39 protein-coding genes and 1 pseudogene are annotated in these 18,388 nt (G+C 59.3%); 19 read left to right on the plus strand and 21 right to left on the minus strand.

What is annotated here, in order from left to right:
- Positions 1 to 214: pseudogene (locus EGJ22_RS26265) on the minus strand (hypothetical protein); the annotation flags it as partial.
- A gap of 63 nt (positions 215 to 277) precedes the next feature.
- Positions 278 to 694, minus strand: a complete 417-nt coding sequence (locus tag EGJ22_RS11050) for a hypothetical protein (RefSeq protein ID WP_249121916.1) — start codon at positions 692 to 694, stop codon at positions 278 to 280.
- 182 nt (positions 695 to 876) lie between these two features.
- Between EGJ22_RS11050 and EGJ22_RS26515 the strand changes: the two genes are divergently transcribed.
- Positions 877 to 1,179: a hypothetical protein gene (locus EGJ22_RS26515; RefSeq protein ID WP_054882178.1), complete on the plus strand. Its 303-nt coding sequence runs from the start codon at positions 877 to 879 to the stop codon at positions 1,177 to 1,179.
- A gap of 47 nt (positions 1,180 to 1,226) precedes the next feature.
- Here EGJ22_RS26515 and EGJ22_RS11060 read toward each other — a convergent pair whose 3' ends face one another.
- From EGJ22_RS11060 to EGJ22_RS11075, 4 genes are all read right to left on the minus strand, one after another.
- Positions 1,227 to 1,793 (minus strand): hypothetical protein, encoded by a 567-nt coding sequence (locus EGJ22_RS11060; protein WP_125920228.1) that lies wholly within the window; start codon positions 1,791 to 1,793, stop codon positions 1,227 to 1,229.
- 13 nt (positions 1,794 to 1,806) lie between these two features.
- Complete coding sequence (locus EGJ22_RS11065) at positions 1,807 to 2,193, minus strand: hypothetical protein (protein WP_044039723.1); 387 nt, start codon at positions 2,191 to 2,193, stop codon at positions 1,807 to 1,809.
- Between the two features lie 3 nt (positions 2,194 to 2,196).
- Entirely contained in the window at positions 2,197 to 2,517 is a 321-nt protein-coding gene (locus tag EGJ22_RS11070; RefSeq protein WP_256671855.1) for a hypothetical protein, read from the minus strand.
- Positions 2,518 to 2,589: 72 nt separating this feature from the next.
- Positions 2,590 to 3,180: a hypothetical protein gene (locus EGJ22_RS11075; RefSeq protein WP_125920229.1), complete on the minus strand. Its 591-nt coding sequence runs from the start codon at positions 3,178 to 3,180 to the stop codon at positions 2,590 to 2,592.
- 113 nt (positions 3,181 to 3,293) lie between these two features.
- Between EGJ22_RS11075 and EGJ22_RS11080 the strand changes: the two genes are divergently transcribed.
- Positions 3,294 to 3,515 carry a hypothetical protein gene (locus EGJ22_RS11080; protein ID WP_125920230.1) on the plus strand — a complete coding sequence of 74 codons (222 nt, stop codon included), beginning with the start codon at positions 3,294 to 3,296 and terminating at the stop codon, positions 3,513 to 3,515.
- On the opposite strand, the gene EGJ22_RS11085 is transcribed toward EGJ22_RS11080, so the two are convergent.
- From EGJ22_RS11085 to EGJ22_RS11135, 12 genes are all read right to left on the minus strand, one after another.
- Complete coding sequence (locus EGJ22_RS11085; RefSeq protein ID WP_125920231.1) at positions 3,512 to 3,823, minus strand: hypothetical protein; 312 nt, start codon at positions 3,821 to 3,823, stop codon at positions 3,512 to 3,514. The two genes, EGJ22_RS11080 and EGJ22_RS11085, sit on opposite strands and share 4 nt — an antisense overlap.
- 41 nt (positions 3,824 to 3,864) lie before the next feature.
- Positions 3,865 to 4,059: a hypothetical protein gene (locus EGJ22_RS11090; protein ID WP_060507212.1), complete on the minus strand. Its 195-nt coding sequence runs from the start codon at positions 4,057 to 4,059 to the stop codon at positions 3,865 to 3,867.
- Positions 4,060 to 4,062: 3 nt separating this feature from the next.
- On the minus strand, positions 4,063 to 4,728 hold the full coding sequence (locus tag EGJ22_RS11095; RefSeq protein WP_125920232.1) for a 3'-5' exonuclease: 666 nt from the start codon (positions 4,726 to 4,728) through the stop codon (positions 4,063 to 4,065).
- 59 nt (positions 4,729 to 4,787) lie between these two features.
- On the minus strand, positions 4,788 to 5,444 hold the full coding sequence (locus EGJ22_RS11100) for a hypothetical protein (protein WP_125920233.1): 657 nt from the start codon (positions 5,442 to 5,444) through the stop codon (positions 4,788 to 4,790).
- A gap of 11 nt (positions 5,445 to 5,455) precedes the next feature.
- Complete coding sequence (locus EGJ22_RS11105; protein ID WP_125920234.1) at positions 5,456 to 6,088, minus strand: AAA family ATPase; 633 nt, start codon at positions 6,086 to 6,088, stop codon at positions 5,456 to 5,458.
- Between the two features lie 8 nt (positions 6,089 to 6,096).
- Positions 6,097 to 6,243 carry a hypothetical protein gene (locus EGJ22_RS25960; protein WP_158619526.1) on the minus strand — a complete coding sequence of 49 codons (147 nt, stop codon included), beginning with the start codon at positions 6,241 to 6,243 and terminating at the stop codon, positions 6,097 to 6,099.
- Positions 6,244 to 6,363: 120 nt separating this feature from the next.
- On the minus strand, positions 6,364 to 6,558 hold the full coding sequence (locus tag EGJ22_RS11110) for a hypothetical protein (protein ID WP_125920235.1): 195 nt from the start codon (positions 6,556 to 6,558) through the stop codon (positions 6,364 to 6,366).
- The gene (locus tag EGJ22_RS11115; RefSeq protein ID WP_125920236.1) at positions 6,555 to 6,800 is read right to left on the minus strand and encodes a hypothetical protein; all 246 of its coding nucleotides are present in this window, start codon (positions 6,798 to 6,800) and stop codon (positions 6,555 to 6,557) included. The genes EGJ22_RS11110 and EGJ22_RS11115 overlap by 4 nt, the downstream gene beginning before the upstream one ends.
- The gene (locus tag EGJ22_RS11120) at positions 6,797 to 7,051 is read right to left on the minus strand and encodes a hypothetical protein (protein WP_125920237.1); all 255 of its coding nucleotides are present in this window, start codon (positions 7,049 to 7,051) and stop codon (positions 6,797 to 6,799) included. The genes EGJ22_RS11115 and EGJ22_RS11120 overlap by 4 nt, the downstream gene beginning before the upstream one ends.
- A gap of 20 nt (positions 7,052 to 7,071) precedes the next feature.
- Positions 7,072 to 7,383 (minus strand): hypothetical protein, encoded by a 312-nt coding sequence (locus EGJ22_RS11125; RefSeq protein ID WP_125920238.1) that lies wholly within the window; start codon positions 7,381 to 7,383, stop codon positions 7,072 to 7,074.
- Positions 7,384 to 7,758: 375 nt separating this feature from the next.
- Positions 7,759 to 7,977: a hypothetical protein gene (locus tag EGJ22_RS11130; protein ID WP_125920239.1), complete on the minus strand. Its 219-nt coding sequence runs from the start codon at positions 7,975 to 7,977 to the stop codon at positions 7,759 to 7,761.
- Positions 7,978 to 8,040: 63 nt separating this feature from the next.
- Complete coding sequence (locus EGJ22_RS11135) at positions 8,041 to 8,262, minus strand: hypothetical protein (protein WP_125920240.1); 222 nt, start codon at positions 8,260 to 8,262, stop codon at positions 8,041 to 8,043.
- Positions 8,263 to 8,787: 525 nt separating this feature from the next.
- On the opposite strand from EGJ22_RS11135, the gene EGJ22_RS11140 reads away from it, so the two are divergent.
- Positions 8,788 to 9,114: a DUF1654 domain-containing protein gene (locus EGJ22_RS11140; protein ID WP_125920241.1), complete on the plus strand. Its 327-nt coding sequence runs from the start codon at positions 8,788 to 8,790 to the stop codon at positions 9,112 to 9,114.
- Positions 9,115 to 9,171: 57 nt separating this feature from the next.
- On the opposite strand, the gene EGJ22_RS11145 is transcribed toward EGJ22_RS11140, so the two are convergent.
- The 3 genes from EGJ22_RS11145 to EGJ22_RS11155 all read right to left on the minus strand — a co-directional run bounded on the left by EGJ22_RS11145 (position 9,172) and on the right by EGJ22_RS11155 (position 11,648).
- Positions 9,172 to 9,936 carry a hypothetical protein gene (locus EGJ22_RS11145; RefSeq protein WP_125920242.1) on the minus strand — a complete coding sequence of 255 codons (765 nt, stop codon included), beginning with the start codon at positions 9,934 to 9,936 and terminating at the stop codon, positions 9,172 to 9,174.
- Between the two features lie 89 nt (positions 9,937 to 10,025).
- Complete coding sequence (locus EGJ22_RS11150; RefSeq protein WP_125920243.1) at positions 10,026 to 10,757, minus strand: hypothetical protein; 732 nt, start codon at positions 10,755 to 10,757, stop codon at positions 10,026 to 10,028.
- 84 nt (positions 10,758 to 10,841) lie between these two features.
- Positions 10,842 to 11,648 carry an XRE family transcriptional regulator gene (locus EGJ22_RS11155; RefSeq protein WP_125920244.1) on the minus strand — a complete coding sequence of 269 codons (807 nt, stop codon included), beginning with the start codon at positions 11,646 to 11,648 and terminating at the stop codon, positions 10,842 to 10,844.
- 103 nt (positions 11,649 to 11,751) lie between these two features.
- On the opposite strand from EGJ22_RS11155, the gene EGJ22_RS11160 reads away from it, so the two are divergent.
- The 16 genes from EGJ22_RS11160 to EGJ22_RS11215 all read left to right on the plus strand — a co-directional run bounded on the left by EGJ22_RS11160 (position 11,752) and on the right by EGJ22_RS11215 (position 18,020).
- Positions 11,752 to 11,967 carry a helix-turn-helix transcriptional regulator gene (locus EGJ22_RS11160; protein ID WP_125920245.1) on the plus strand — a complete coding sequence of 72 codons (216 nt, stop codon included), beginning with the start codon at positions 11,752 to 11,754 and terminating at the stop codon, positions 11,965 to 11,967.
- A 30-nt stretch (positions 11,968 to 11,997) separates the two neighbouring features.
- The gene (locus EGJ22_RS11165; protein ID WP_027907665.1) at positions 11,998 to 12,186 is read left to right on the plus strand and encodes a hypothetical protein; all 189 of its coding nucleotides are present in this window, start codon (positions 11,998 to 12,000) and stop codon (positions 12,184 to 12,186) included.
- Between the two features lie 18 nt (positions 12,187 to 12,204).
- Positions 12,205 to 12,384: a hypothetical protein gene (locus tag EGJ22_RS11170; protein WP_125920246.1), complete on the plus strand. Its 180-nt coding sequence runs from the start codon at positions 12,205 to 12,207 to the stop codon at positions 12,382 to 12,384.
- A gap of 86 nt (positions 12,385 to 12,470) precedes the next feature.
- The gene (locus EGJ22_RS11175) at positions 12,471 to 13,247 is read left to right on the plus strand and encodes a phage antirepressor KilAC domain-containing protein (RefSeq protein ID WP_125920247.1); all 777 of its coding nucleotides are present in this window, start codon (positions 12,471 to 12,473) and stop codon (positions 13,245 to 13,247) included.
- A complete protein-coding gene (locus EGJ22_RS11180; RefSeq protein WP_125920248.1) occupies positions 13,247 to 14,086 on the plus strand; it encodes a DnaT-like ssDNA-binding domain-containing protein in 840 nt (279 codons plus the stop codon). Before EGJ22_RS11175 ends, EGJ22_RS11180 begins: the two co-directional genes overlap by 1 nt.
- Entirely contained in the window at positions 14,076 to 14,882 is an 807-nt protein-coding gene (locus EGJ22_RS11185) for an ATP-binding protein (protein WP_125920249.1), read from the plus strand. The genes EGJ22_RS11180 and EGJ22_RS11185 overlap by 11 nt, the downstream gene beginning before the upstream one ends.
- On the plus strand, positions 14,882 to 15,043 hold the full coding sequence (locus tag EGJ22_RS25965; RefSeq protein ID WP_158619527.1) for a hypothetical protein: 162 nt from the start codon (positions 14,882 to 14,884) through the stop codon (positions 15,041 to 15,043). Before EGJ22_RS11185 ends, EGJ22_RS25965 begins: the two co-directional genes overlap by 1 nt.
- Positions 15,040 to 15,231: a hypothetical protein gene (locus EGJ22_RS11190; protein ID WP_125920250.1), complete on the plus strand. Its 192-nt coding sequence runs from the start codon at positions 15,040 to 15,042 to the stop codon at positions 15,229 to 15,231. The genes EGJ22_RS25965 and EGJ22_RS11190 overlap by 4 nt, the downstream gene beginning before the upstream one ends.
- A 20-nt stretch (positions 15,232 to 15,251) precedes the next feature.
- Positions 15,252 to 15,629 carry a hypothetical protein gene (locus tag EGJ22_RS11195; protein WP_029886023.1) on the plus strand — a complete coding sequence of 126 codons (378 nt, stop codon included), beginning with the start codon at positions 15,252 to 15,254 and terminating at the stop codon, positions 15,627 to 15,629.
- Positions 15,629 to 15,937: a hypothetical protein gene (locus EGJ22_RS11200; RefSeq protein WP_029886022.1), complete on the plus strand. Its 309-nt coding sequence runs from the start codon at positions 15,629 to 15,631 to the stop codon at positions 15,935 to 15,937. The genes EGJ22_RS11195 and EGJ22_RS11200 overlap by 1 nt, the downstream gene beginning before the upstream one ends.
- Positions 15,930 to 16,094 carry a hypothetical protein gene (locus tag EGJ22_RS26130; protein ID WP_177432062.1) on the plus strand — a complete coding sequence of 55 codons (165 nt, stop codon included), beginning with the start codon at positions 15,930 to 15,932 and terminating at the stop codon, positions 16,092 to 16,094. Before EGJ22_RS11200 ends, EGJ22_RS26130 begins: the two co-directional genes overlap by 8 nt.
- Entirely contained in the window at positions 16,087 to 16,557 is a 471-nt protein-coding gene (locus EGJ22_RS11205; RefSeq protein ID WP_029886021.1) for a hypothetical protein, read from the plus strand. Before EGJ22_RS26130 ends, EGJ22_RS11205 begins: the two co-directional genes overlap by 8 nt.
- Entirely contained in the window at positions 16,554 to 16,709 is a 156-nt protein-coding gene (locus tag EGJ22_RS25970; RefSeq protein ID WP_155273745.1) for a hypothetical protein, read from the plus strand. Before EGJ22_RS11205 ends, EGJ22_RS25970 begins: the two co-directional genes overlap by 4 nt.
- On the plus strand, positions 16,709 to 17,311 hold the full coding sequence (locus tag EGJ22_RS11210) for a recombination protein NinG (RefSeq protein ID WP_177432063.1): 603 nt from the start codon (positions 16,709 to 16,711) through the stop codon (positions 17,309 to 17,311). Before EGJ22_RS25970 ends, EGJ22_RS11210 begins: the two co-directional genes overlap by 1 nt.
- Positions 17,308 to 17,439, plus strand: a complete 132-nt coding sequence (locus EGJ22_RS26520; RefSeq protein ID WP_256671856.1) for a hypothetical protein — start codon at positions 17,308 to 17,310, stop codon at positions 17,437 to 17,439. Before EGJ22_RS11210 ends, EGJ22_RS26520 begins: the two co-directional genes overlap by 4 nt.
- Entirely contained in the window at positions 17,430 to 18,020 is a 591-nt protein-coding gene (locus tag EGJ22_RS11215) for a hypothetical protein (RefSeq protein WP_125920252.1), read from the plus strand. The genes EGJ22_RS26520 and EGJ22_RS11215 overlap by 10 nt, the downstream gene beginning before the upstream one ends.
- Positions 18,021 to 18,388: the final 368 nt, after the last annotated feature.

Below are 18,388 nucleotides of genomic sequence, written 5' to 3' on the forward strand. Positions count from 1 at the left end.
GCTGATACCTCTCATCAATCCAGCGCCCAGGCGCCAGAGCGGGTGTAGGTTCGGGTTGGGTTTCGTGCGGGGAGAGCAGGCGCTGGTTGCCGGTCTGGTAGCAGGGCGCAGGATGCGGGGCTGGGCGGGTGTTGGTGCCCAATGAATGACCGAACCCCAGCCCGCCAACGAACGCACAAGCCATGGCAAAAATGGCACCTTTCTCAGTTATCACGGAATTCCTCCTTGCTGGCGCCGGTGGCCAGCAGCAGGAGGCAGAGGGCGAGGCGGGTCATAGTCAGCAGTCCCAGGTCAGTTCTTTGATGTAGTCGCCGCCCGAGCAAAGATGCTCGTCGTTGATAACGTCTACGCCCTTGAGATCTTCCAGAGCGGCTTTGGCGCGCTCGATCGCTAACTGGGCATGGCCCATCTGGCGGCGCTTGCGCACCTTGTAGCTGTGGAGCGCGTGAGATTTTTCAGGGTAAGCGAACCGGCGACCAGACACCTTCAGCACGCGCTTTGCATACTTAGGCATGGTTCCGCGCTTCAAGTGCTCTAGGGCCACATACTCATAGGACGGCGGTACGATCCAGTAACAGTGCTCGCTCTCCCGGATCACGACGAAGCGTTTGCAGACGATGGTCACCCCTTCGGGGCTTATCTCGTCGATGTACCGGAAGTGGTCCGGCCAAGCTGATTTGTTTTCTTCAGGCATGACTTCGTCCTTGGCCGCCATATCGCGGCAGTGAGTTGTACAAGTGGTTGGGTTCGGTACAAGAAAATCGGCCGGTGATCCGATTCAGTTCTCAAGCTGCGATACCGAGATTGCGTCTCGCCTCGCTTTGGCTATGGTGAGAGTTCACCCGTGGCATACAACTAAAATCGTAGGAGGCCAACATGAGGATTCGCGGTGAAGTTTTCTGGCAATGGGCTGATCCAACGCTTCACCACCGTGCTCACGACGAGACCCTCGGCGATGGAGCGCACATTGATGTTCAGGTGCGCCTGTCTCGAACGGGTAACACGCAGATGTTCCTCGGCGTTTATGCGGCGGGTGGAGCTCCCCTCCACGAAGAGGCGTTCGACTCTCGTCCAGGCGAGTCGATGACCAGGGCATTAGCGTGGGGCGTGGGGCGTGCTCGCCGAATCGCCACCGAGGGTCTGGCTGCAACGGACAAGCGCGCGGCCTGCTCGAAATAGAAAGGCGAGGGGTTACAGCTGGGCGGAGTACAAATGTGCTCTTGCGGTCATTCGCCTTGGTTGGCGAGTGCATTCAGGCGCTGGAAGGACGTGCCGGGCATTCCCTGGTACGGCTCATCTGACGCGCCCGCAGCTCCGTCGGGCGATAGGGCGGCACGCAGCTTCTTGATCAACCGCCACTCGGCATCGCTGCGGCCAACCCCGTCGTCAATGAATTCAAGTGCCTCGCGCAGCAGTGCAAGCCGATCGGCCAGCTGGGTGCGCTGATTCGAGATCCGCAGGCTTTGCCGCATGATCTGGTTATCCGAATGCTTGACGACATCGCGCAGCCGCTCAGCCTCATCGGCACCGGTCATCGGCCCCAGGCCAACAATCGGCAGCCCAGTCGCCTCCGCATCCCGCTCTGCCTCTTCTTTGGTCCACCAGAAGGCAGTACCAACCATCCAGGCTATTGGCTCGGGGTGGGGCTGCGGGCATGTGGCATTCATTGCCTCCTGTAGTCTTCGGGGAAGAGCTACATGACCGTGGTTGATCAGTGCCGCGTTGATCTCTTCGGCCAGATAACGAGTCACGCTGACCATCTCGGTGTTGCTGGATCGGTTTTCTGTGGGCATGGGTAGCTCCGGCTCAGGCGGCCTTGTGGCTCTCGGGTGTCCAGTCCGCCCAGCCGATAACGGGCATTCTGGTTTTGGGGCTGAGGATCTTCTTGCCCTTCTCATCGAGCAGGGCAGCTTTGCAGCGGATCTTCAGGTCGCGGCATGCGCCGGCCTTCTTGGCCAGTTCGATGAACTGCCTCGCGTGTTGCGGGGTGTCGAATAGATCACTGAGCCGCTTCACCTTCACGCCGGCCATGATGGCGTCGGCGTTCCGCTGAACGGCCTTGATCCACTCTTCGAGCGTGATCTCTACCGGTGGCACACCTGGCTTTCCGCTGGGCTTGGTGTTCTTGGTGGTTTTTCGGGCGTCGGCAAGCGCCTGCGCGGCGGTCATTCCAAAAACTGCGAAAGTGCTCATGGCTCACTCCAGGCAATCCAGGGCTTTCTGAAGCAGCTGCTCGAAAGAAAGCTCACGGTCATCAGGGTCAAGTACGCGCCGTATCCAGCGGCAGGCATCCTCGGCGTTGTCTCGAAGCTCGTCGGCATCGCGCAACTCGTCGTCGAGCTGGCTTTCCAGGCTGCGGATCTCCTCGCGCAGCTCTTCTGCAGCTGCGCTTGGGTCAAGTCCTTGCTCGGTGATGCGTCGCGCGAGTTCCGCTGCAGCGCCTGGGTCGAGCGCGGCGTAATGCAGAAGCTCATCTTCTTTCAGGGCATTCACAGGGATGCTCACGGCAATCTCCATTGCAGGCGCCGCCCTCGCCGGGGAGGCGTTATCGTTGAATAGGGGAAGGCGCTGGCGGGCAGCGCGGTAGGGTCAGGCGGCTGCGTCTTCAGCCGCAGGCTTTGGCTGGTAGACCAGCGTGCCATCGAGGATGGCGGCCTTGATCGCTTCGAACTCCCAGGCGTAGTACTGCGACTTGACGTAAACCCGTAGCTCGGGGTAGTCGTGCTGCTTGCGGCGAATGAAGGCCTCGGCCGCTTCCTTGGTGAAGTGGCTGTTAACGATTTCCCAGTGCTTGTTCCAGCCGGTGACGGTGTGGTCGTCGAGTTCGGCTAGGAACTCCCACTGGTCATCCGTATCCAGCTCAAGAAAATCGCATTCGTGGTCGACCTGGACCGCCTGGTTGATCTCCTGCTGCTCTTCCTCGTCGAGATCTGCCCAGTATTCTTCAGGGCTGAACCATCTGTTGTCTTCCAGGCAGACCACTAGGCCCTCGGCGTAGTCAGCCTCATAGCCGTAGTCGATTCGCTTCTGCTGGACGGTAAACAGTGCGCAGGCCGTGTGGTGCCACTTAACACCCTGGCCATTGCAGTGGTGGCGAAGGCGGGTAACGAAGTCCGCCCAGGTGTCGGCGTTCATCGGGTGGCCGCTTGCCAGACTCGGGCTGGCTTGGGTATCGCTCATGGCTTTCTCCATGCATGCGCCGCCCTCCGTGGCCGGATGCGGCATGGTGGCAATTTGGTTTGGGATGGGGTATTACGGGTGACCGGCATGGGGCCGGATTAAAGGAGATGCAGATGAGTCAGAACGACGGAGCAATCGAAATAACTCACAAGGGCGTACTCGTGCATGCTGCGCCGTATGCACCTCAGGGCGGCACCATCGAGCATTTCCACATTCTAAAACCTGGTTCGCTTGATGTGCTGCATACCGTCGAAGGCCCTTGGGAATCGCAAGCAGCCGCCAAGGAAGGTGTGATCGCAGCGGTTGAAAAGCTTATTGAAGATGGCAAGATTTAGTCTGCCAGCTCGATTCTCAGCGCCTCGCGCGCCCTAAAGTTCTCAAGCTTTCGCGCCACAACCGGCGACACCGTGATTTCGTGGCGCGGAGGTGTCAGCAGCGGCAGCGCGCCTCCCGGACCCAGCCCATGCAGGTGATGAATCATCAGTGTCATAGCCTCGCCCTGTTCCTCGATCCCGGCCCACTCCATCAGTTCCAGCAGGGCCTGTTTAGTCCCTGGTCGAACCTTCAAGCGCAGGTCTTCTTCCTGCAGGCGCTCGGCCTTGGCGCGGCGTTTCTGGTCTCGCTCTTGCTGAGACATCGCCATACGGCACCTCCTTCAATCCGCTGGGCGGTAGGTTGAACTGCTCACGCCGCCTTGTTCTTTGCAGCGCGCTTCGGATTTTTCTGCTCAATCTCAAGATCCATGTCGTTCCACCCGGCCAAGAACCAGGCGCCGTGGAAGGTGTGATAGGCGAATGGGTTGGCCATCTTGCCGCCACCGTTGCGGCGGCATTCCCGGCCAAGGTAGTAGACGCTGGGATGCTCGCCGCAATCGCTCATGGCTTACTTCTCCAGGGCTTTCCGCAGGTACGGGTCGATGTCGGCCTGGCCGAGCAGCCAGCGCTTGTAGTCGCTCGGGATGTCTTCGATCTTCGAGCCGGCATGCTTGCCGAAGCGGATGACCTTCGGGATGCGAGCGTCTTCGGAGATTTCCCAGAGTTCTTCCCAGCTGGCCACCGGTCGCCCCTGCTGCGCCTTCAGTGAGGTGAAGATTGCAGCCAGGAGGCGACGGCAGTTCCTCACGTCGTCCAGGGCAGCGTGAGCATTGCGCAGAAGTTCTGGGGCTTCCGAGCGGTAATGCAGGTAGATCATGGCCGATTGCGTGTGAGTGTCAGCGTCTGGCCACAACATCCGGCTCAGCGCTGCGGTGCAGATGCGCTTGATGTCCGGCTTGCCGATGACGCCCCAGTCGTAATCGACGTTATGGCCGATCAGGTAGGTAGCGTCTTCCGGCAGCTTGAAGGAATCATGCGGCGGGCAGTCGGCCAGCTCTTCGTCCAGGATGTGGCTGGTCGCCAGGGCGCCCAGTTCGATGGGCTTGGATGGCTTGTATCGCTGCAAGAACTCGCCGGTCACGGCCAGGCCGGCACCGAGCTGCAGCCAGGCGGCCTCAACTAACTCGGGGTTGTTCAGGCCGGTGGTTTCAGAGTCGAAAATGTAGGCGGTCATATGAGGTCCGTTTCGCAAGAAGAAGGGGTGTCAGCAGCGTGCTTGCTGCTGACCAGCGGTCAATCGAACGGGATATCGTCCGAGAAATCGGGCGGCGCTCCGTAGTCGTAGTTGTCTGGCTGGGCATATCCGCCGACTACCTGGGCGGACTTAGGTCGCCGGTCATGCACCGGCTTCTTCATGAGCTGCTGAACCATTTTTTCCAGCTTGGCTGGGCTGGTGCAGCGCGGGTCGAGGATCTCGGATGCTGTTTTCTCTGATTCAGCACTGAACGGCGCGTAGATGATCGGACGAGGCATGCCGGTCTGGCTGTTCTTCTCGATTTCCATCTGAATCAGCAGGCCGATGGGCTTCTTCAGGAGTTCAGGGAAGCCAGGTGCAGTTACCTGCTCGCGCTGCTTGGTGTCGTTGTTCCATTTCTCGAACTGGGTTGGCTGCGGGGCGCCGACGGTGCGAAGCTGCAGACAGGCCATGATGGCGTTCATCATCGCGTAGCCGCCCTCGTTGCGGGTGCCGTGCTGATAAGTCAGGTTGAGGTAGAAGGTCGCCTCGGCACCATCGCGGCTCTTGAAGGTGAAGCCGATACCGGTCGAACCGGTTTCCTGCTTCTCCATATACTCGGCGCGTAGGAACTCGCCAATGAACTTGCCCGCCTCGTCGATGAAGGCTGACTTGTTGTCCGCGGCGCGCGCGGCATTTGCGTCCAGGTTGAACATTCAAAAGGCTCCTATGCGGCCTGAGTTGTGTTGGTTAGGTCGTAGTACTCGCAGATGGCGGCATCGACCAAGGCGAGGTCGTTATCGATCATGGCTTCGTTGAACATGCCCATTGGGGCCTTGGTGGTGTCCGACCCGTTGTTCCGGGTGCTGAACAGGTGCTGGCCGTCGCTGACCACAGAGCGCAGGACAATGGTGACCATGCCCTCCAAGGTGATCTTCTCGTCCAGCATCTTGCCGATGGTCTTCATCTTGATCTGGCCGGAATCCGTCTCTTCGGTGTGGCTGAGGATGTAGACGCGAACGTCATCGGGCAGACCGAGCAGTGCCTCGAAGATGTTCCAGGTGTGTCGGCCGATCTCGGTGAACTTGTCGAACCCTTTCTCCTCGCTCCGGCGCATGAATTCGTTGGCCAGGATGTACTGGAAGTCATCGATCACAATCACCTTGCGCTTGGTCTGGCGGCAAGCGCCGATGACCTTGACCCAGTTGTCAGTGACATAGGACTTCCACGCCTTAGAGCCGGGGAAGGGAAGCGGCTTTTTGATGACCTGGACCAGGGCCACGTCATCAGGCTTGAAATTGCGCAGTGATGCGCTCTTGCCAGCCCCGGACTTGCCGAGGATCAGGGTTACGGTTGCCATGCGGCACCTCAGCTTGGTTGGTTGTCCCACTGCCGCTCAATGCGAGCGGCCTCTTCTTCGTACTCTTTTCGCTCGTCGCCCTGGTACCGCTCAGGCGAGAACGATCCGACCGTGCTCCAGTCGAACTGGGCGGCCAGGCGGGGTGTTGTGTTCATGGTTACCTCAGGAGGTGATGCAGCCGGCGTAGGCACTGGCCAGCATCCAGGCAGTGCAAAGTGAAAGGGTGATGAGGCTGCCGCGCAACATGGCGAAGCGGCGGGCGCGCTGGTAGCAGGTCATGGCCGCACGCGGATGGCGATGCGCCGACCTTTCATGGTGACGCCAAGGCTGCGCGTCAGGCTTTGCACCGTCGTTTCGCGGGGCAGGCCTACGGCCTCGTTGAACGGAAGCCCAAAGCTGATCACTGCGAGGCTCCGCTCTATCTGCTCAAGCTGTTCGTCAATCAGGGATTTGACCGGTGCAGTACTCATGAGAACCTCCGGGCTTGCTGCTCCCACTGCTGGTGATCGTGAGCGATCATGCGGTCACGGCGCTCGATGAAGTGATTGCGAAGCGGCAGGTCGATGGCGCCAGTGAGGTGCGCTATGTCGATAGCGATCTCGATCTCACCCTCGAGCCGGGCACGGCCGCTCAGCGAATCCGAACCCTTAGCCATGGCCTCAAGGCGAGATTCGATCATGCCGATCACATCGATACGCGTTGAATTGTTCATGCTGTCCTCCGGGCGGCGCCTGAGCCGCATATGGCTTCCATTTTGCTGAGCGCTGAGCTGATCACTCGACGGCTCTCTGCCCGCTGATGCTCGTTGCGCTCGCGAATCATCGTGTTCCAGGCCTGGTTGTTCGCCCGGGCCTGTTCCGAGGTCATATGGTCAGCCCACGACGAGTCACCAAAGAGCTGGTACTGGCGGTCGACTTCGCGGGCCTGGGCGCTGTCTGCGTAAAGCTCGTGCTCGCGAGCCATAGTCGCCTCTAGGTGGTGGGTTACTTGATGACGATTGATGCGAGGTAGGCGCGCCATTCCAGAACGCGCTTTTCAGCAGCATCGAGTTCTGCTCCAAGGGCCTTGAGCGCGCCGAGGTGAATCATTTCTCGGCCGCGAATCAGCGTCCCTTGATAGGTCCGGCTGTCACACGTCGAGACAGCTACGGTCACGCCGTTGACGGTTACCGAGTAGCCTTTCTGGCCGCAGTGAGCGCGAACAGCTGCGAGCCGATCTACTGCCGCTTTGTGGGCGACCTCAGCTTTCTCAAGCTCTTGCGCGGCTTTCACAATCGCCTCCGTGTATTTGCTCATCGTGTAAACCTCGGTAGCCAACCGCATTGATCAGGTGCCGGGCACCATGGACCAAGCTGGGCGTGAAAAGCCAAGCCCGGCACCTGTCGATGCGGTCGTATGTGAAGGGAAGGGGATGCGGGGTGCATCGGAGATTGATCGGAACACCAGGGCGCAACCCCTGCTTGGTTCCCGCCGCGTTTCTGGTATTGGCCGTCTTGCTCTTACCGGCTCAGGAGGTTCACGGGTCTTTGCGATCCTAGCGCTGCAGCTCGCTTGAGCACGCTCCGATCAATCTCCGATGCAGCCTGCGATGGGGAGCAGGGAATCGGGCAGTTAACGTCAGGCTGACGTGGCGCTGGTCCATGCATTCCGTTTCAAGCGCTGCCTGGGCAGCTACGCGGTTTGCAGCGGGGCCTGCGCTTCTACCTGCAAAAATCCGTGGTCAGTGCAGAACTGCAGCTCCGCTTCGTAGCCAGCACGATTAAGAACCTGCTGTCCGGCATGGTCGTAGATGGCTCGTTGAAAGCCAGGTCCGGCCTTGCGCGGGGTGCGCATTACCGTGTAGCCGTTGCGTTCGAAGCAGCCGTTTGGGCTGTTGGGCTGTGCAACCATCGTCTTGCCCTCCAGGGCGGTTGATTTCCCGTCTGGCCCTGTCGCCAAGGCCAGCCAGTGAAATCATGCAGCGCGAGCCAGTTCAGCCTGTGCCAGCAGCTCCGCTACAGCCTCGGCCGGGGTGCAGCCATCGGCGTAGAAGTCACCCAAATCGCTTTCTTCCCGCGAGCCAAGGGCGACCTGGTGGCCAAGCAGCGCGGATGCCTTGTCGATCCAGCGGTAGTAGGTGCGCTCTTCAGCGTCGATGCGGCATTCGTCAGCCGCCATGGTTGCCATGTTGAACATCGTGAATCCCTCCGGTTGATTTTCCGGATGCCCCTCGCAAGAAGGGCACCGAGAAAATCTCGTGTTGCGGTCACTCCAAGCGCCTATAGATGCCCTTTTAGCTGGACCTTTCAGGGAGACGGTTTGGAGAGCAACCCTCGGTCCGTCTTGCGCGGCCAACCCTGTATTCCTGGCTGACTGGCGCTCGTCGTGACGTTGAGCAGGCGAAGGTTCACTTCGCAGTAGCCAGTTCCAGAGCTGGCATGGGGATCGAATTTATTGCTCGCGCTGTACCGTTGCCGGGATCGATCCGCGAGGTTCCCATCGATGTGAAAGAGCGGTCGGCTTGAGGGCCTCAGCAGTCCCTAATGAGTGACTGCGTGTTGAGGCAAATATCACGCATCGTGTTTTATGTGTCAACACGAAATGTGATTTATTTTTCGAGGCCGTGTTGAGATTCTTCAAAGCGAAGCGTGTTCACCTTTCACGAGGCGTGATGTATGCTCCGCTTAATACTGGATGAATGTACAGCTAACGGAGGAAGATATGGCCAAGCAGAAGAAGTCGACCCCACAAGCGCGCCAAGAGATGACCGCCCTTGAGCGCCTGGGCCTGCGAGTGTCCTCGATGATCAATCACCCGATCGCGCAGTCGCAGCGCTGGGTGACAATCCATCGCCTGGACACGGATGGAGACATGGAGTGGGAGGAGGTGATGGGGCTGCTGGCCGAAACGCCAGAGTTGGATCTGACGTTCAATGACGACGAGAGCGTGACGGTTCGGTGGGAACCGCAGAGCGCTGAGGATCGCGACGACCTGGCAGTGGAGGAGGACTGGGAGGAGGAGAAGCTGGAGGAAGAGGCGGCTTTCTGACGGGCATGAAAAAGCCCGCGGTGTGGCGGGCTTACTGAGATGGGAGCTAGGATAAGCTCATGTCGCATATTCTATGAGCTTTTCAGCGCCGATGGCAGCGGACAATACGGGCATATAGGTGACCCCTACGGACTCAGCCTCGCCAGATATTTCCTGATTTAAGTTTTCGATATTGTTTTTCTGCTTGGCGCCTAGAGTTGGGTCGTCATGTCGAGACACTGCTGAAATCAATACTGCAACTTCGATCCCTGTAATTTCTCTACAGCGCTGAAGCTCAAAAATGCGAGCTCTAGCGTCCCGCAGGCTTGGGCCAGGTCGGATGGGAGTAACAACGTTGAAATGTGAGGCGACTTTTGATGAGACAAATCCGAATTTGACCCGGTCCCCTCCCTCAAACAATACCGTATGTCGGCCGAAATATTTCTCAAGCTCAGGACGGCCAGCGACCACAATATCTCTGATCTCGGTACTGAATCGCTTCGTTACTTCCTCTGCTAAAGGGACATCTTCCTCTTGGAGAGCATCAAAGTAATCAATGTTGCCCAAGCTAGAGAAAAGCAGTACCGCCGTTCGTAGTAATTCCGCTTTGGAGGCTGCTTCAGTGCGCATCTGGTCCCCTGGATAGAGACCAGAAATAGGAACGCCTAGCCTATCGAGAGAGTTGGCCGCGCCTGCGGCTTCTTTGAATAGTCGTAGGCCGAATTCGATGAGTCGGATGGCTCCAACAGATGCCTCGGCGCCGTACAACGCAGCTACGACATCATCGCGGATGATCCGAGCGGCTTCCCAGGCGCCGTCGTATTCGAACACTACGCCAGCCATCAACCTTTCACCTGTACCAGCCACAGGCTCCCAGAAGACTGGGCGCCAAGGGTGGAGAAGAGCAACGCTGGATGAGGTCACGGACATGGCTACTGTTTCAGAAGGTCGTGGGCGGTAGGGAACCGGGCAAGGAGACGATTTCCCATCGTTGACAGCTTAGAGCAAACATCTTTGATCGGCTCGTCGAGATCTGCAATAGATTTGATCTCTGATCCAGCTGATCCGGGGCGGCTGCGATCCAGAAGCATCCAGGCGGCTAGAGCAGACCGGCTGAAATTCTCGGATTCACCCACGTGAGCAGCCATGAGGCAGAGCTTATTTGCATCAGGCATTTTCGAACGCCCATTGCCTAGAGACATGGCGTGATCTATCCATGCCTCCGTCGTGCCGTCCCAAAGCACATTTCCGAAGTTTCTATCGAAATTTTCGATTGCCTCATCCGCTACCGCTGCCAGCGGGGCGGAAGGCAGGTTGCAGATCATGAAACAAGCCTGTTTAACAATTGCGTCATACTCAGGCGTGCCTTCGGGGATTAGGCTCAGACCGATTCTCTGGGATAGGTTCGGATACCCTGAGTCAGCGCTGGCAAAGGCAAGCTCACCATCGACCTCCAATAGATACGAATCAGGAACATTGAGACCCCATGACCTTAGAAGAATGGCGCAGAACGCCTCAGCAACGATTTCTTCGCGTGGACCTCTTTTCAGAACCGCCCCAATGACGGTACCTGAGGCTCGGATTGTGCAGCGCATGGCTCCAGTTATGCCTATCCCGATAGGGCGTTCTGTGCCCTTTATGAGCTCTGCCCACTGCACTTCCATGCGTGATCCTCTGCGAATATTTAGATCGATGTTGGTTACGAGAAACTGACTTGAACGGGGGGTAAGCTCGCCGCGCACATAAACTCAGACCAGGTGCGCATTCCACACCAGCAGCACCCGGGCCTGGATGTAGGTCATGTCCCGGCGGATCAGCCGATCCTTGTGCCGCGGATTGTCCGAAATCATCTCGTAGTGCTCCTCATCAGCCACCTGCAGTCGCTTGATGTAGAGCAGGTCATCCCAGACGAATAGGTACACCCCATCGCCCACGAAGTCGCGGACGTTGATGTTCACGATCAGCGGGTCGCGATGCTTGATGGTGGGCTCCATCGACTGACCCCAGCCGGTGACCACCTTCAGGTGGTAGTGCTCCTCGAACTCGACGCCAATTTCCCGCAGGTGACTGGGGCTGACGCGAATGTCTTTGAGCATTTCCGGGTAGTCATGGGGGAGCTGGCCGCCACCCATTGCAGCGCGGATATCGTAGTGGGCTATCCGGACTTCATCTCCGACCAAGCCAGGATGCTTCATGTCATCAGACGCGACGCTAGACAAGGAATAATCCTCAGCCGCGGCTATAAGGCGCTGCCGGGCTTCTTCAGGAATACCCTTGCCGCTTTTAGCAAGCATCAGCTTAACCAAGTCGGTCGTGCTTCGAGCTGCTGTGGTGGGAGCCTCGACAGCAGGCTGACTGAGCAGTAGCTCGGACTGATCAACGCCCAAGGCAGATGCCATGGCCGCGATGTCCGCCAAGGTCGGCTCCCTCGTGCCTGCCTCGTAATTCCCGACCCGAGATTGCGATTTCCAGCCACAGGCCTCTGCCAGTTGGGCCTGGGACATTCCCGTCGCTTTTCTCAGGCGCTTGATGCGCTGGCTCAATGATTCGTTCATGCGCGGAATTTCATCACGAAACGAAATAACCGGCTTTCACTTATTGTGTTTGCAATTAACACGATGCGTGTTTATCCTTCGGTCATCAATGGAGGAAGACCGTATGAACCAAGTCCGAACGATTCGCGAAAGGGCTGGCGTTACCCAGGCAGCGCTGCGCCGTCAGCTCGGCTGGAATCAGTCCCGCCTGGCCAACTACGAATCAGGCCTGCGCAATCCAGGCCTGCAAGAGGCGCGACTCATTGTGGAAGCGCTTAACGTCCTCGGTGCCACTTGCGCCCTCGACGATGCGTTCCCGCCTGCGCAGGTCGCCGCCTAATCATTTCCAACTGCAAGGAGCTACTCCCGCATGTACGCCAACCGCAATCACCTGCATGACCGCGAGATCAAGGTCCGGGTCGATGAGGACACCTTTGAACTGATCCAAGCGCTGGCAAAGTTTCATCGCACTCAGCGCGCTGTGCTTTGCCGAGAGCTGCTTGAGGCTCAGCTGGCCGCCTTGGCTTCGGAGAATACCGGCGATCAGCACGTGGCCTGAAGGCCCTTAGGAGGCCCCATGCCGATTGAAGAAATCGGATTGGACCAGGGGCAGATGGAGCAGCTGGAGAAAGAGGCGATGAGAAGGGGCGTAAGCCCTGAGGCGCTGGCAGCTGAGCTGATCCGTCGAGAACTGGCCAACCGAACCAAGCCTCGCAACCCGCGAGGAGTCTTGACCCCGTTTCATCGAAAGGCCTGAACAGGCCCTGATAAGCCCGAATTGCGGGCACAAAAAAGCCGGGATAGCGGCCCGGCTCTCTGCAACACAAAACTCTGAAGGGAATTATGCATATGCAGACCCAAAGTGTACAGGCCCTCATCCGGCCCGCGCCACAAAATGCGAACCACGATTTCGTGGCGCGAGAAGTTTCAATGACCAGTCTTGAGCTGGTGGATTTCATCAACGCCAAGCGCAAAGAGATCGGCGACCAATCAGCCCTGCGCCACGACCACCTGATGGCAAAGGTGCCGAAGGTGCTCAAGAAAGATGCCCCGAAGTTTCGGGATATCTACAAGGATGCCCAAAACCGCACCCAAGACTGCTACCGCTTCCCGAAGCGTGAGGCATGTTTGATGGCAATGTCCTACAGCTATGAGTTGCAGGCGGCCGTGTATGACCACATGACCGACTTGGAAGAGCGCCTGAGCGGTCGCGTCATTGCCACGCTACCTGACTTCTCCAACCCTGCCGTTGCAGCTCGCGCCTGGGCCGAGCAATACGAGCAACGCCAACTCGCCCAGCAGGCCCTGGCTATCGCCGCGCCGAAGGTCGATTTCGTCGATAAGTACGTCGAATCGACCGGCCTCAAGGGTTTCCGCCAAACCGCCAAGCTGCTGAGAGCTAATGAGGCCCGCTTCCGCGAGTTCTTGCTCGACAAGAAGATCATGTATCGCATGGGTGGCGAGTGGCAGGCCTACCAGCAGCACATCGACGCTGGTCGGTTCTCTGTGAAGACCGGTACCAGTGACAGTGGTCATGCCTTCAACCAAGCCAAATTTACCCCCAAGGGCGTCACCTGGGTGGCCGGCCTGTGGGCGCAGCACAACCTGGAGGTCAAGTAATGGCCGGTGACTGGATCAAATTCGAACTCACCACCATGGACAAGCCAGAGGTCTGCCAGATCGCAGACCTTGCGGACATCGATCCTGATGCGGTGGTGGGCAAGCTGATGCGCGTGTGGGGCTGGTTCGACCAGCAGACCGAAGAAGGTAACGCTCCGAGCGTTAGCAAAAAGTTACTGGATCGCATCGTCGGCGTTACTGGTTTCTGCGAACACATGAAATCGGTGGGCTGGATGGTTGAGGCAGATGGGCTGATTTCCCTTCCTCACTTTGAGCGCCATAACGGCAAGACCGCGAAAAACCGGGCCTTGACGGCTCGACGCGTCTCCAATCACAAGAATGGTAACGCTGAAGGTAACGCTCGCAGCGTTAAAAGTGCGTTACCTAGAGAAGAGAAGAGAAGAGAAGATAAAGATCAAAAGAACTCTCTCACCGCGTGCGAGGAAATTCACACCAGCGGGGCCGGCGAACAAGATTTCGAAACCTCCCCGAAACCTGCCGATCCGAAAGCACCAGTCGAGATGACTCTGGACTGGGTGCCTGATGCCAAGTCCCTGAAGACCTACTGCGCTCACTACGGCCTGGCCGTGGACCTGTTCACGCCTGAAGCAATCGCCCCGTTCACCGCCCATCACGAATCTAGCGGTGGACTGCAGACCCAGGCCAAGTGGGTGCAGATGCTGGTCAAGTGGGTGAAGAACGACCAGAACCGTGCGAGCAATGTTAGACCGTTCCCGAGCAAGCCCGCAGCGCAGCAAGCAAGCCGCCACCACGGCTTCGCTGATCGCGACTACACCTCAGGCCTGAAACAGCGGGAGGACGGAAGCTATGCGCTCTGAAAAAGTCGTCCAGATCGATCAGGGCGCAGTCGTTGCCCGCATCCAGCCAGCCGAGTGCGAGAAGCACGGCCTGTTCGAGCAGAAGGTCACCATGCTGCTGGGCAAGGCACTCCGCAGCCTCTGCCCTGAATGCGCTCGCATTGCCAAGGAGGAGCGCGAGGCCCGAGCCGAGGCCGAGCAGGCCCTGAACGTTCGCCTGGCGATCTCCCGCAAGCTGGGCGACTCGCTGATCCCGAAACGCTTCGCTGATCGTTCGCTGGCGAACTACAAGGCCGAGCACAAGGGCCAGGCCGAGGCTCTGCGCTTCTGCCGGCACTACGTGAAGACCTTCGACCAGATCGCCGAGAACGGTCGCTGCATGGTTTTGCTGGGCAAGCCCGGTACCGGCAAGACCCACCTGGGCGCCGGCATGGCCAACGACCTCATGCGCAACACCTCACATTCGGCCGTGTACCGCACAGTCGGCTCGATCCTGCAGGCAATCCGTGCCACCTACGACCGTTTCAGCGAGGCGACCGAGGCAAGCATCCTAGCCAGCCTGATCGAGCCGTCTCTGCTGGTGCTGGACGAGGTCGGCGTGAGCAAGGAGCAGCCGAGCGACTTCGAGCTGACGACCCTGTTCGCGATCATCAACGGTCGCTACGAGCAGGTTAAGCCAACCGTGGTGATCTCCAACCTGAGCCCCGAGCAGTTGCCGGTGGCGATGGGCGAGCGCTGCGTTGACCGCCTGCGCGAGGGCGGAATGATCGTGGTCCCGTTCGAGTGGGAATCGCACCGCGGCAAGGAGGCCATCTGATGCGCGCTCTCAAGGAGTTCATCTGGGCGGCGGCCATGGTCTCGGCTCTTCTGGCTGGCTACTGGTTCGCAACGGATATGGGCCGAACCTTTGCCCTGGTCTGCGTGCGTATCGTTGGCGAGCAGCGCGGGCTGGAAGCGTCGCTGGAGGAGTGCAAATGACCCCTGCACAAGAAATCACAGTCGCCCAGCTCAAGAGCCAGGGCTTCGCCCAGATCGTGGAAGGCCGTGAAATCGTCCGCATGACCAAGGGCGCCGACCGCCGGGTCGTTATGGCTGATGGCAGCCAGAAGCGCGGCAACCACGTTGAATTCAAGCGCGCCGGGCAGCCGGCCGGGGAGGGGGTGTGATGGATCCTCGATATCAGGAAATGAAGCGCAAGTGGGACGAACTCGTGAAGGAAGAGACCGCGAACTGGCCCAGTGACAAGCCAAGGATCATCGTCGAGTACTCCGTCTTCTTCGGCATTGGTTGTGAGGAAAACGGCATCTACGGCGTTCGCGGCAAAGTGAGCATTGAGCGCCTACAGGAAATCGAGAGCCAACTGAAGACCGATGAGGACATAGGGGAGGCGCGTCATTGCACCAGCGGCGAAGGCGACTACCTGATGGTTGCGGACTATGACCCAGGCGAAACCGACGACTACGGACAGGTCATCTCCTCCCCGTACTGGGATATCAGCGTTATCGGGTTCCGCACCTTTGACGAAGTGATGGCCGGACGCGTGGCTGGTGAGGAGAAGCACTGATGGACACCAACAAGATGCGTGAGCAGTTCGAGGCCGCAGCAAAAAACCAAGGCCTGTCTCTTGCCCGTACCCATCAGGCACTGCGCTTCGCTAACGGCACCAGTCGCGCCGCTGGTGACTACGTGGCGCTGGAAACCCTGTGCGCGTGGTGGGCCTGGCAGGCCTCTCGTGAATGTTTGGTAGTAGAGCTTCCGGGCACCGTTCGGGCATATCCGCATTCCTGTGCGGATCGCGAAGAATACATGTGGCCGGAAGAAGTGTGCGAAGCCATCGAGGCCGTCGGCCTGAAGGTGGCTAGCCATGGATAATTTCGACTTCCTGTTCGCACTGATGGTTGGCATCGCTATTGGCTGGATCTGGGCGCACCACGCAGTCGCCACTGAGTGCGAGCGCCTGGGCAAGTTCTACGTCGGCAAGCGCACATTCGAGTGCATGAAGATCGAGGAGGGCAAGCGCCATGGCTGAAAAAATCTCCGTCAACTCTCAGGTCAAGCTTTCCGAGGCTGTCACCATGCTCAACCGCATGTTCCGCGACAAGAAGTTCGTCGTGGTCAGCATGCGCCCAGGCAAGGACCGCACCCTGGACCAGAACGCGTTGTGGTTTGCGCTCTACAAGCGCATCTCCGAGATGACCCAGATCGGTGACGCATCGGAGGCCCGCAAGTACTGCAAGCTGCACCACGGCGTGCAGATCCTGCTGAACGAGGATCAGGACTTCCAGGCGGCCTGGTACCGCGTCATGCGCCACCTTTCCTACGAGGAGAAGCTGGACATGATGGGCGACTGCAAGCTGTTCGGCCCGGATGGCATGCCGGTGACCAGCCTCTTCAATCGCGCCCAGGGCATCGCCTACACCGAGCGGGTGGTGGCGGACTTCTCTGCCCGGGGCGTGGTGTTCAGCGACTTGCTTGGGGAGGTGGCGGCATGAGCACGACCAAAGTATTCAAGCTCATTGCCGGGCTTGTCCTGGTGGTCGCATTGACCGCTTACACCCAGACCTCTGTGCCTCATGGCGCAGTGGTCTTCTTGCTGGCCTTCGCCACCTTCCTGGTCGGCTACTTTGCGGGGGATGAGTACTGATGCTTGCCAAAGAGATCAAGCCGAAGAAGTGCAAGGCGCCAGGCTGCGGCAAGCCCTTCAAACCGACCATGACCACACAGAAGGTGTGCAGCATCGCTTGTGCCAAGGCCATGGCCAAGGACCCGAAGCTGCAGAAGATCGCGGCCAAGGCCATCACCAAGCAGGCCCGCCAGGACCTGCAGGAGCGCCGGGAGAAGCTGAAGACCCGCCGCGAGCACATGGCCGAAGCGCAGACCGCGTTCAACGCCTACATCCGCGAGCGCGACGCCGGCCTGCCGTGCATCAGCTGCGACTCACTGCCGAGCGACAACGACCTCATCACCGGCAGTCGCTGGGACGCCGGCCACTACCGGTCGGTGGGCGCCTGCCCTGAGTTGCGGTTTGAGCCGCTGAACGTCCACCGGCAGTGCGTGAAGTGCAACCGGAACCTGTCGGGTAACGCAGTCGAGTACCGCATCCGGTTGGTGAAGCGCATCGGCGCCGACCAGGTGGACTGGCTCGAAGGGCCTCATAAGCCCCAGCGCCTGACCATCGAGGACCTGCAGGCCATCAAGGCACTGTACAGGCAAAAACTCAAAGACCTACGGAGGGCAGCAGCATGAACTGGACGCCAACAGACAGCGGTCAGCTGCTGATCCTGGCCATGGTTATTTTCGGCGGGTATGCGCTCGCGCGCGGAGCAGTCATCAAGGCCAAGCGCAAGCGCGAGGAGGGCGGCCCATGCAGCTGAACAGTGCACGTCAGGCATGGCACGACTGCCTGTATACCGCCTGGGACAGTCAGGGCGCATTCATCGAGCAGCTTGGCCTTCTGGGTGCCATGGTGCAGACCACGGAGAAACAACGGAAGGCGAGCCATGCTGTGCATCAGGCTTTGGCCGGTGGCATTCAGGTTGCTATCGGGCGTCTTCCTCGGAGCATCAAGGCATTCGGGAATTTCATGTACGCGCCCCGTCTCGACGCTGACACTCAGGAGGATGCGGAGGAGGCCGTGTTCACGATGGTCCAGCAGCGATCGCCACGAATGACCGCAGCCAAGCGCGAGAAGCTGGAATACGTGGTGAAGGGAGTTATGGCCCGGTACCGGTACATGCACCAGGGCGGCCAGTCGGCCAATGATGACCCGCTGGCATCGCCGGAAGGCTTCCGGGCATGGCTCGACGGCCACTACGGGGTTCATCTCGAATCGTCGAACTGGGAGCGCGACTGGGGCGGTTTCGTCAGCTTGGCGTTCGAATGCTGCGAGGATTTGGACAAGCAGGCCTTGAGCCCGGTAGCAGCTGCAATTTACGAAATGCGAAGGGCCGCTTGAGGCCCTATTGCGTTCCCGTGCGGCTGATGGCATGATTTCGCCATCCTGATAATTTTGCCTTCGGCAAACACCCACATGAACCCGGCCCTCGCGCCGGGTTTTTTGTTGCCCGATGGGTGAGCTGGGACCCACTTCCAGTGTGGCCCGAAAGGGATAACTGGACGCGGATAAGCCGGTAGTGCCGCGATGCAGCAAAACACCGGCAGCCCAAGAGCCCGTACCTCACATGCTTCGCGGGTGGCTTGAGGCGGATCTGACGAGACCGATGCGGCAGGGTGTCGGCGACAGGGAAGCCTATGGCGGACAGGTGGGGAAAGACCCACGCATATGCAGATGATCAAAGCCCGGCGGAGACGCGCAGGGGTAAC

It is taken from the genome of Pseudomonas sp. p99-361, from assembly GCF_003935475.1.
Classification (GTDB): Bacteria; Pseudomonadota; Gammaproteobacteria; order Pseudomonadales; family Pseudomonadaceae; genus Aquipseudomonas; species Aquipseudomonas juntendi.

Bases quoted from the DNA above. Each gene is read 5' to 3' on its own strand.
- EGJ22_RS11050 (WP_249121916.1), bottom strand. From the start codon at position 694: ATGCCTGAAGAAAACAAATCAGCTTGGCCGGACCACTTCCGGTACATC.
- EGJ22_RS26515 (WP_054882178.1), top strand. From the start codon at position 877: ATGAGGATTCGCGGTGAAGTTTTCTGGCAATGGGCTGATCCAACGCTT.
- EGJ22_RS11060 (WP_125920228.1), bottom strand. From the start codon at position 1,793: ATGCCCACAGAAAACCGATCCAGCAACACCGAGATGGTCAGCGTGACT.
- EGJ22_RS11065 (WP_044039723.1), bottom strand. From the start codon at position 2,193: ATGAGCACTTTCGCAGTTTTTGGAATGACCGCCGCGCAGGCGCTTGCC.
- EGJ22_RS11070 (WP_256671855.1), bottom strand. From the start codon at position 2,517: ATGGAGATTGCCGTGAGCATCCCTGTGAATGCCCTGAAAGAAGATGAG.
- EGJ22_RS11075 (WP_125920229.1), bottom strand. From the start codon at position 3,180: ATGAGCGATACCCAAGCCAGCCCGAGTCTGGCAAGCGGCCACCCGATG.
- EGJ22_RS11080 (WP_125920230.1), top strand. From the start codon at position 3,294: ATGAGTCAGAACGACGGAGCAATCGAAATAACTCACAAGGGCGTACTC.
- EGJ22_RS11085 (WP_125920231.1), bottom strand. From the start codon at position 3,823: ATGGCGATGTCTCAGCAAGAGCGAGACCAGAAACGCCGCGCCAAGGCC.
- EGJ22_RS11090 (WP_060507212.1), bottom strand. From the start codon at position 4,059: ATGAGCGATTGCGGCGAGCATCCCAGCGTCTACTACCTTGGCCGGGAA.
- EGJ22_RS11095 (WP_125920232.1), bottom strand. From the start codon at position 4,728: ATGACCGCCTACATTTTCGACTCTGAAACCACCGGCCTGAACAACCCC.
- EGJ22_RS11100 (WP_125920233.1), bottom strand. From the start codon at position 5,444: ATGTTCAACCTGGACGCAAATGCCGCGCGCGCCGCGGACAACAAGTCA.
- EGJ22_RS11105 (WP_125920234.1), bottom strand. From the start codon at position 6,088: ATGGCAACCGTAACCCTGATCCTCGGCAAGTCCGGGGCTGGCAAGAGC.
- EGJ22_RS25960 (WP_158619526.1), bottom strand. From the start codon at position 6,243: ATGAACACAACACCCCGCCTGGCCGCCCAGTTCGACTGGAGCACGGTC.
- EGJ22_RS11110 (WP_125920235.1), bottom strand. From the start codon at position 6,558: ATGAGTACTGCACCGGTCAAATCCCTGATTGACGAACAGCTTGAGCAG.
- EGJ22_RS11115 (WP_125920236.1), bottom strand. From the start codon at position 6,800: ATGAACAATTCAACGCGTATCGATGTGATCGGCATGATCGAATCTCGC.
- EGJ22_RS11120 (WP_125920237.1), bottom strand. From the start codon at position 7,051: ATGGCTCGCGAGCACGAGCTTTACGCAGACAGCGCCCAGGCCCGCGAA.
- EGJ22_RS11125 (WP_125920238.1), bottom strand. From the start codon at position 7,383: ATGAGCAAATACACGGAGGCGATTGTGAAAGCCGCGCAAGAGCTTGAG.
- EGJ22_RS11130 (WP_125920239.1), bottom strand. From the start codon at position 7,977: ATGGTTGCACAGCCCAACAGCCCAAACGGCTGCTTCGAACGCAACGGC.
- EGJ22_RS11135 (WP_125920240.1), bottom strand. From the start codon at position 8,262: ATGTTCAACATGGCAACCATGGCGGCTGACGAATGCCGCATCGACGCT.
- EGJ22_RS11140 (WP_125920241.1), top strand. From the start codon at position 8,788: ATGGCCAAGCAGAAGAAGTCGACCCCACAAGCGCGCCAAGAGATGACC.
- EGJ22_RS11145 (WP_125920242.1), bottom strand. From the start codon at position 9,936: ATGGCTGGCGTAGTGTTCGAATACGACGGCGCCTGGGAAGCCGCTCGG.
- EGJ22_RS11150 (WP_125920243.1), bottom strand. From the start codon at position 10,757: ATGGAAGTGCAGTGGGCAGAGCTCATAAAGGGCACAGAACGCCCTATC.
- EGJ22_RS11155 (WP_125920244.1), bottom strand. From the start codon at position 11,648: ATGAACGAATCATTGAGCCAGCGCATCAAGCGCCTGAGAAAAGCGACG.
- EGJ22_RS11160 (WP_125920245.1), top strand. From the start codon at position 11,752: ATGAACCAAGTCCGAACGATTCGCGAAAGGGCTGGCGTTACCCAGGCA.
- EGJ22_RS11165 (WP_027907665.1), top strand. From the start codon at position 11,998: ATGTACGCCAACCGCAATCACCTGCATGACCGCGAGATCAAGGTCCGG.
- EGJ22_RS11170 (WP_125920246.1), top strand. From the start codon at position 12,205: ATGCCGATTGAAGAAATCGGATTGGACCAGGGGCAGATGGAGCAGCTG.
- EGJ22_RS11175 (WP_125920247.1), top strand. From the start codon at position 12,471: ATGCATATGCAGACCCAAAGTGTACAGGCCCTCATCCGGCCCGCGCCA.
- EGJ22_RS11180 (WP_125920248.1), top strand. From the start codon at position 13,247: ATGGCCGGTGACTGGATCAAATTCGAACTCACCACCATGGACAAGCCA.
- EGJ22_RS11185 (WP_125920249.1), top strand. From the start codon at position 14,076: ATGCGCTCTGAAAAAGTCGTCCAGATCGATCAGGGCGCAGTCGTTGCC.
- EGJ22_RS25965 (WP_158619527.1), top strand. From the start codon at position 14,882: ATGCGCGCTCTCAAGGAGTTCATCTGGGCGGCGGCCATGGTCTCGGCT.
- EGJ22_RS11190 (WP_125920250.1), top strand. From the start codon at position 15,040: ATGACCCCTGCACAAGAAATCACAGTCGCCCAGCTCAAGAGCCAGGGC.
- EGJ22_RS11195 (WP_029886023.1), top strand. From the start codon at position 15,252: ATGAAGCGCAAGTGGGACGAACTCGTGAAGGAAGAGACCGCGAACTGG.
- EGJ22_RS11200 (WP_029886022.1), top strand. From the start codon at position 15,629: ATGGACACCAACAAGATGCGTGAGCAGTTCGAGGCCGCAGCAAAAAAC.
- EGJ22_RS26130 (WP_177432062.1), top strand. From the start codon at position 15,930: ATGGATAATTTCGACTTCCTGTTCGCACTGATGGTTGGCATCGCTATT.
- EGJ22_RS11205 (WP_029886021.1), top strand. From the start codon at position 16,087: ATGGCTGAAAAAATCTCCGTCAACTCTCAGGTCAAGCTTTCCGAGGCT.
- EGJ22_RS25970 (WP_155273745.1), top strand. From the start codon at position 16,554: ATGAGCACGACCAAAGTATTCAAGCTCATTGCCGGGCTTGTCCTGGTG.
- EGJ22_RS11210 (WP_177432063.1), top strand. From the start codon at position 16,709: ATGCTTGCCAAAGAGATCAAGCCGAAGAAGTGCAAGGCGCCAGGCTGC.
- EGJ22_RS26520 (WP_256671856.1), top strand. From the start codon at position 17,308: ATGAACTGGACGCCAACAGACAGCGGTCAGCTGCTGATCCTGGCCATG.
- EGJ22_RS11215 (WP_125920252.1), top strand. From the start codon at position 17,430: ATGCAGCTGAACAGTGCACGTCAGGCATGGCACGACTGCCTGTATACC.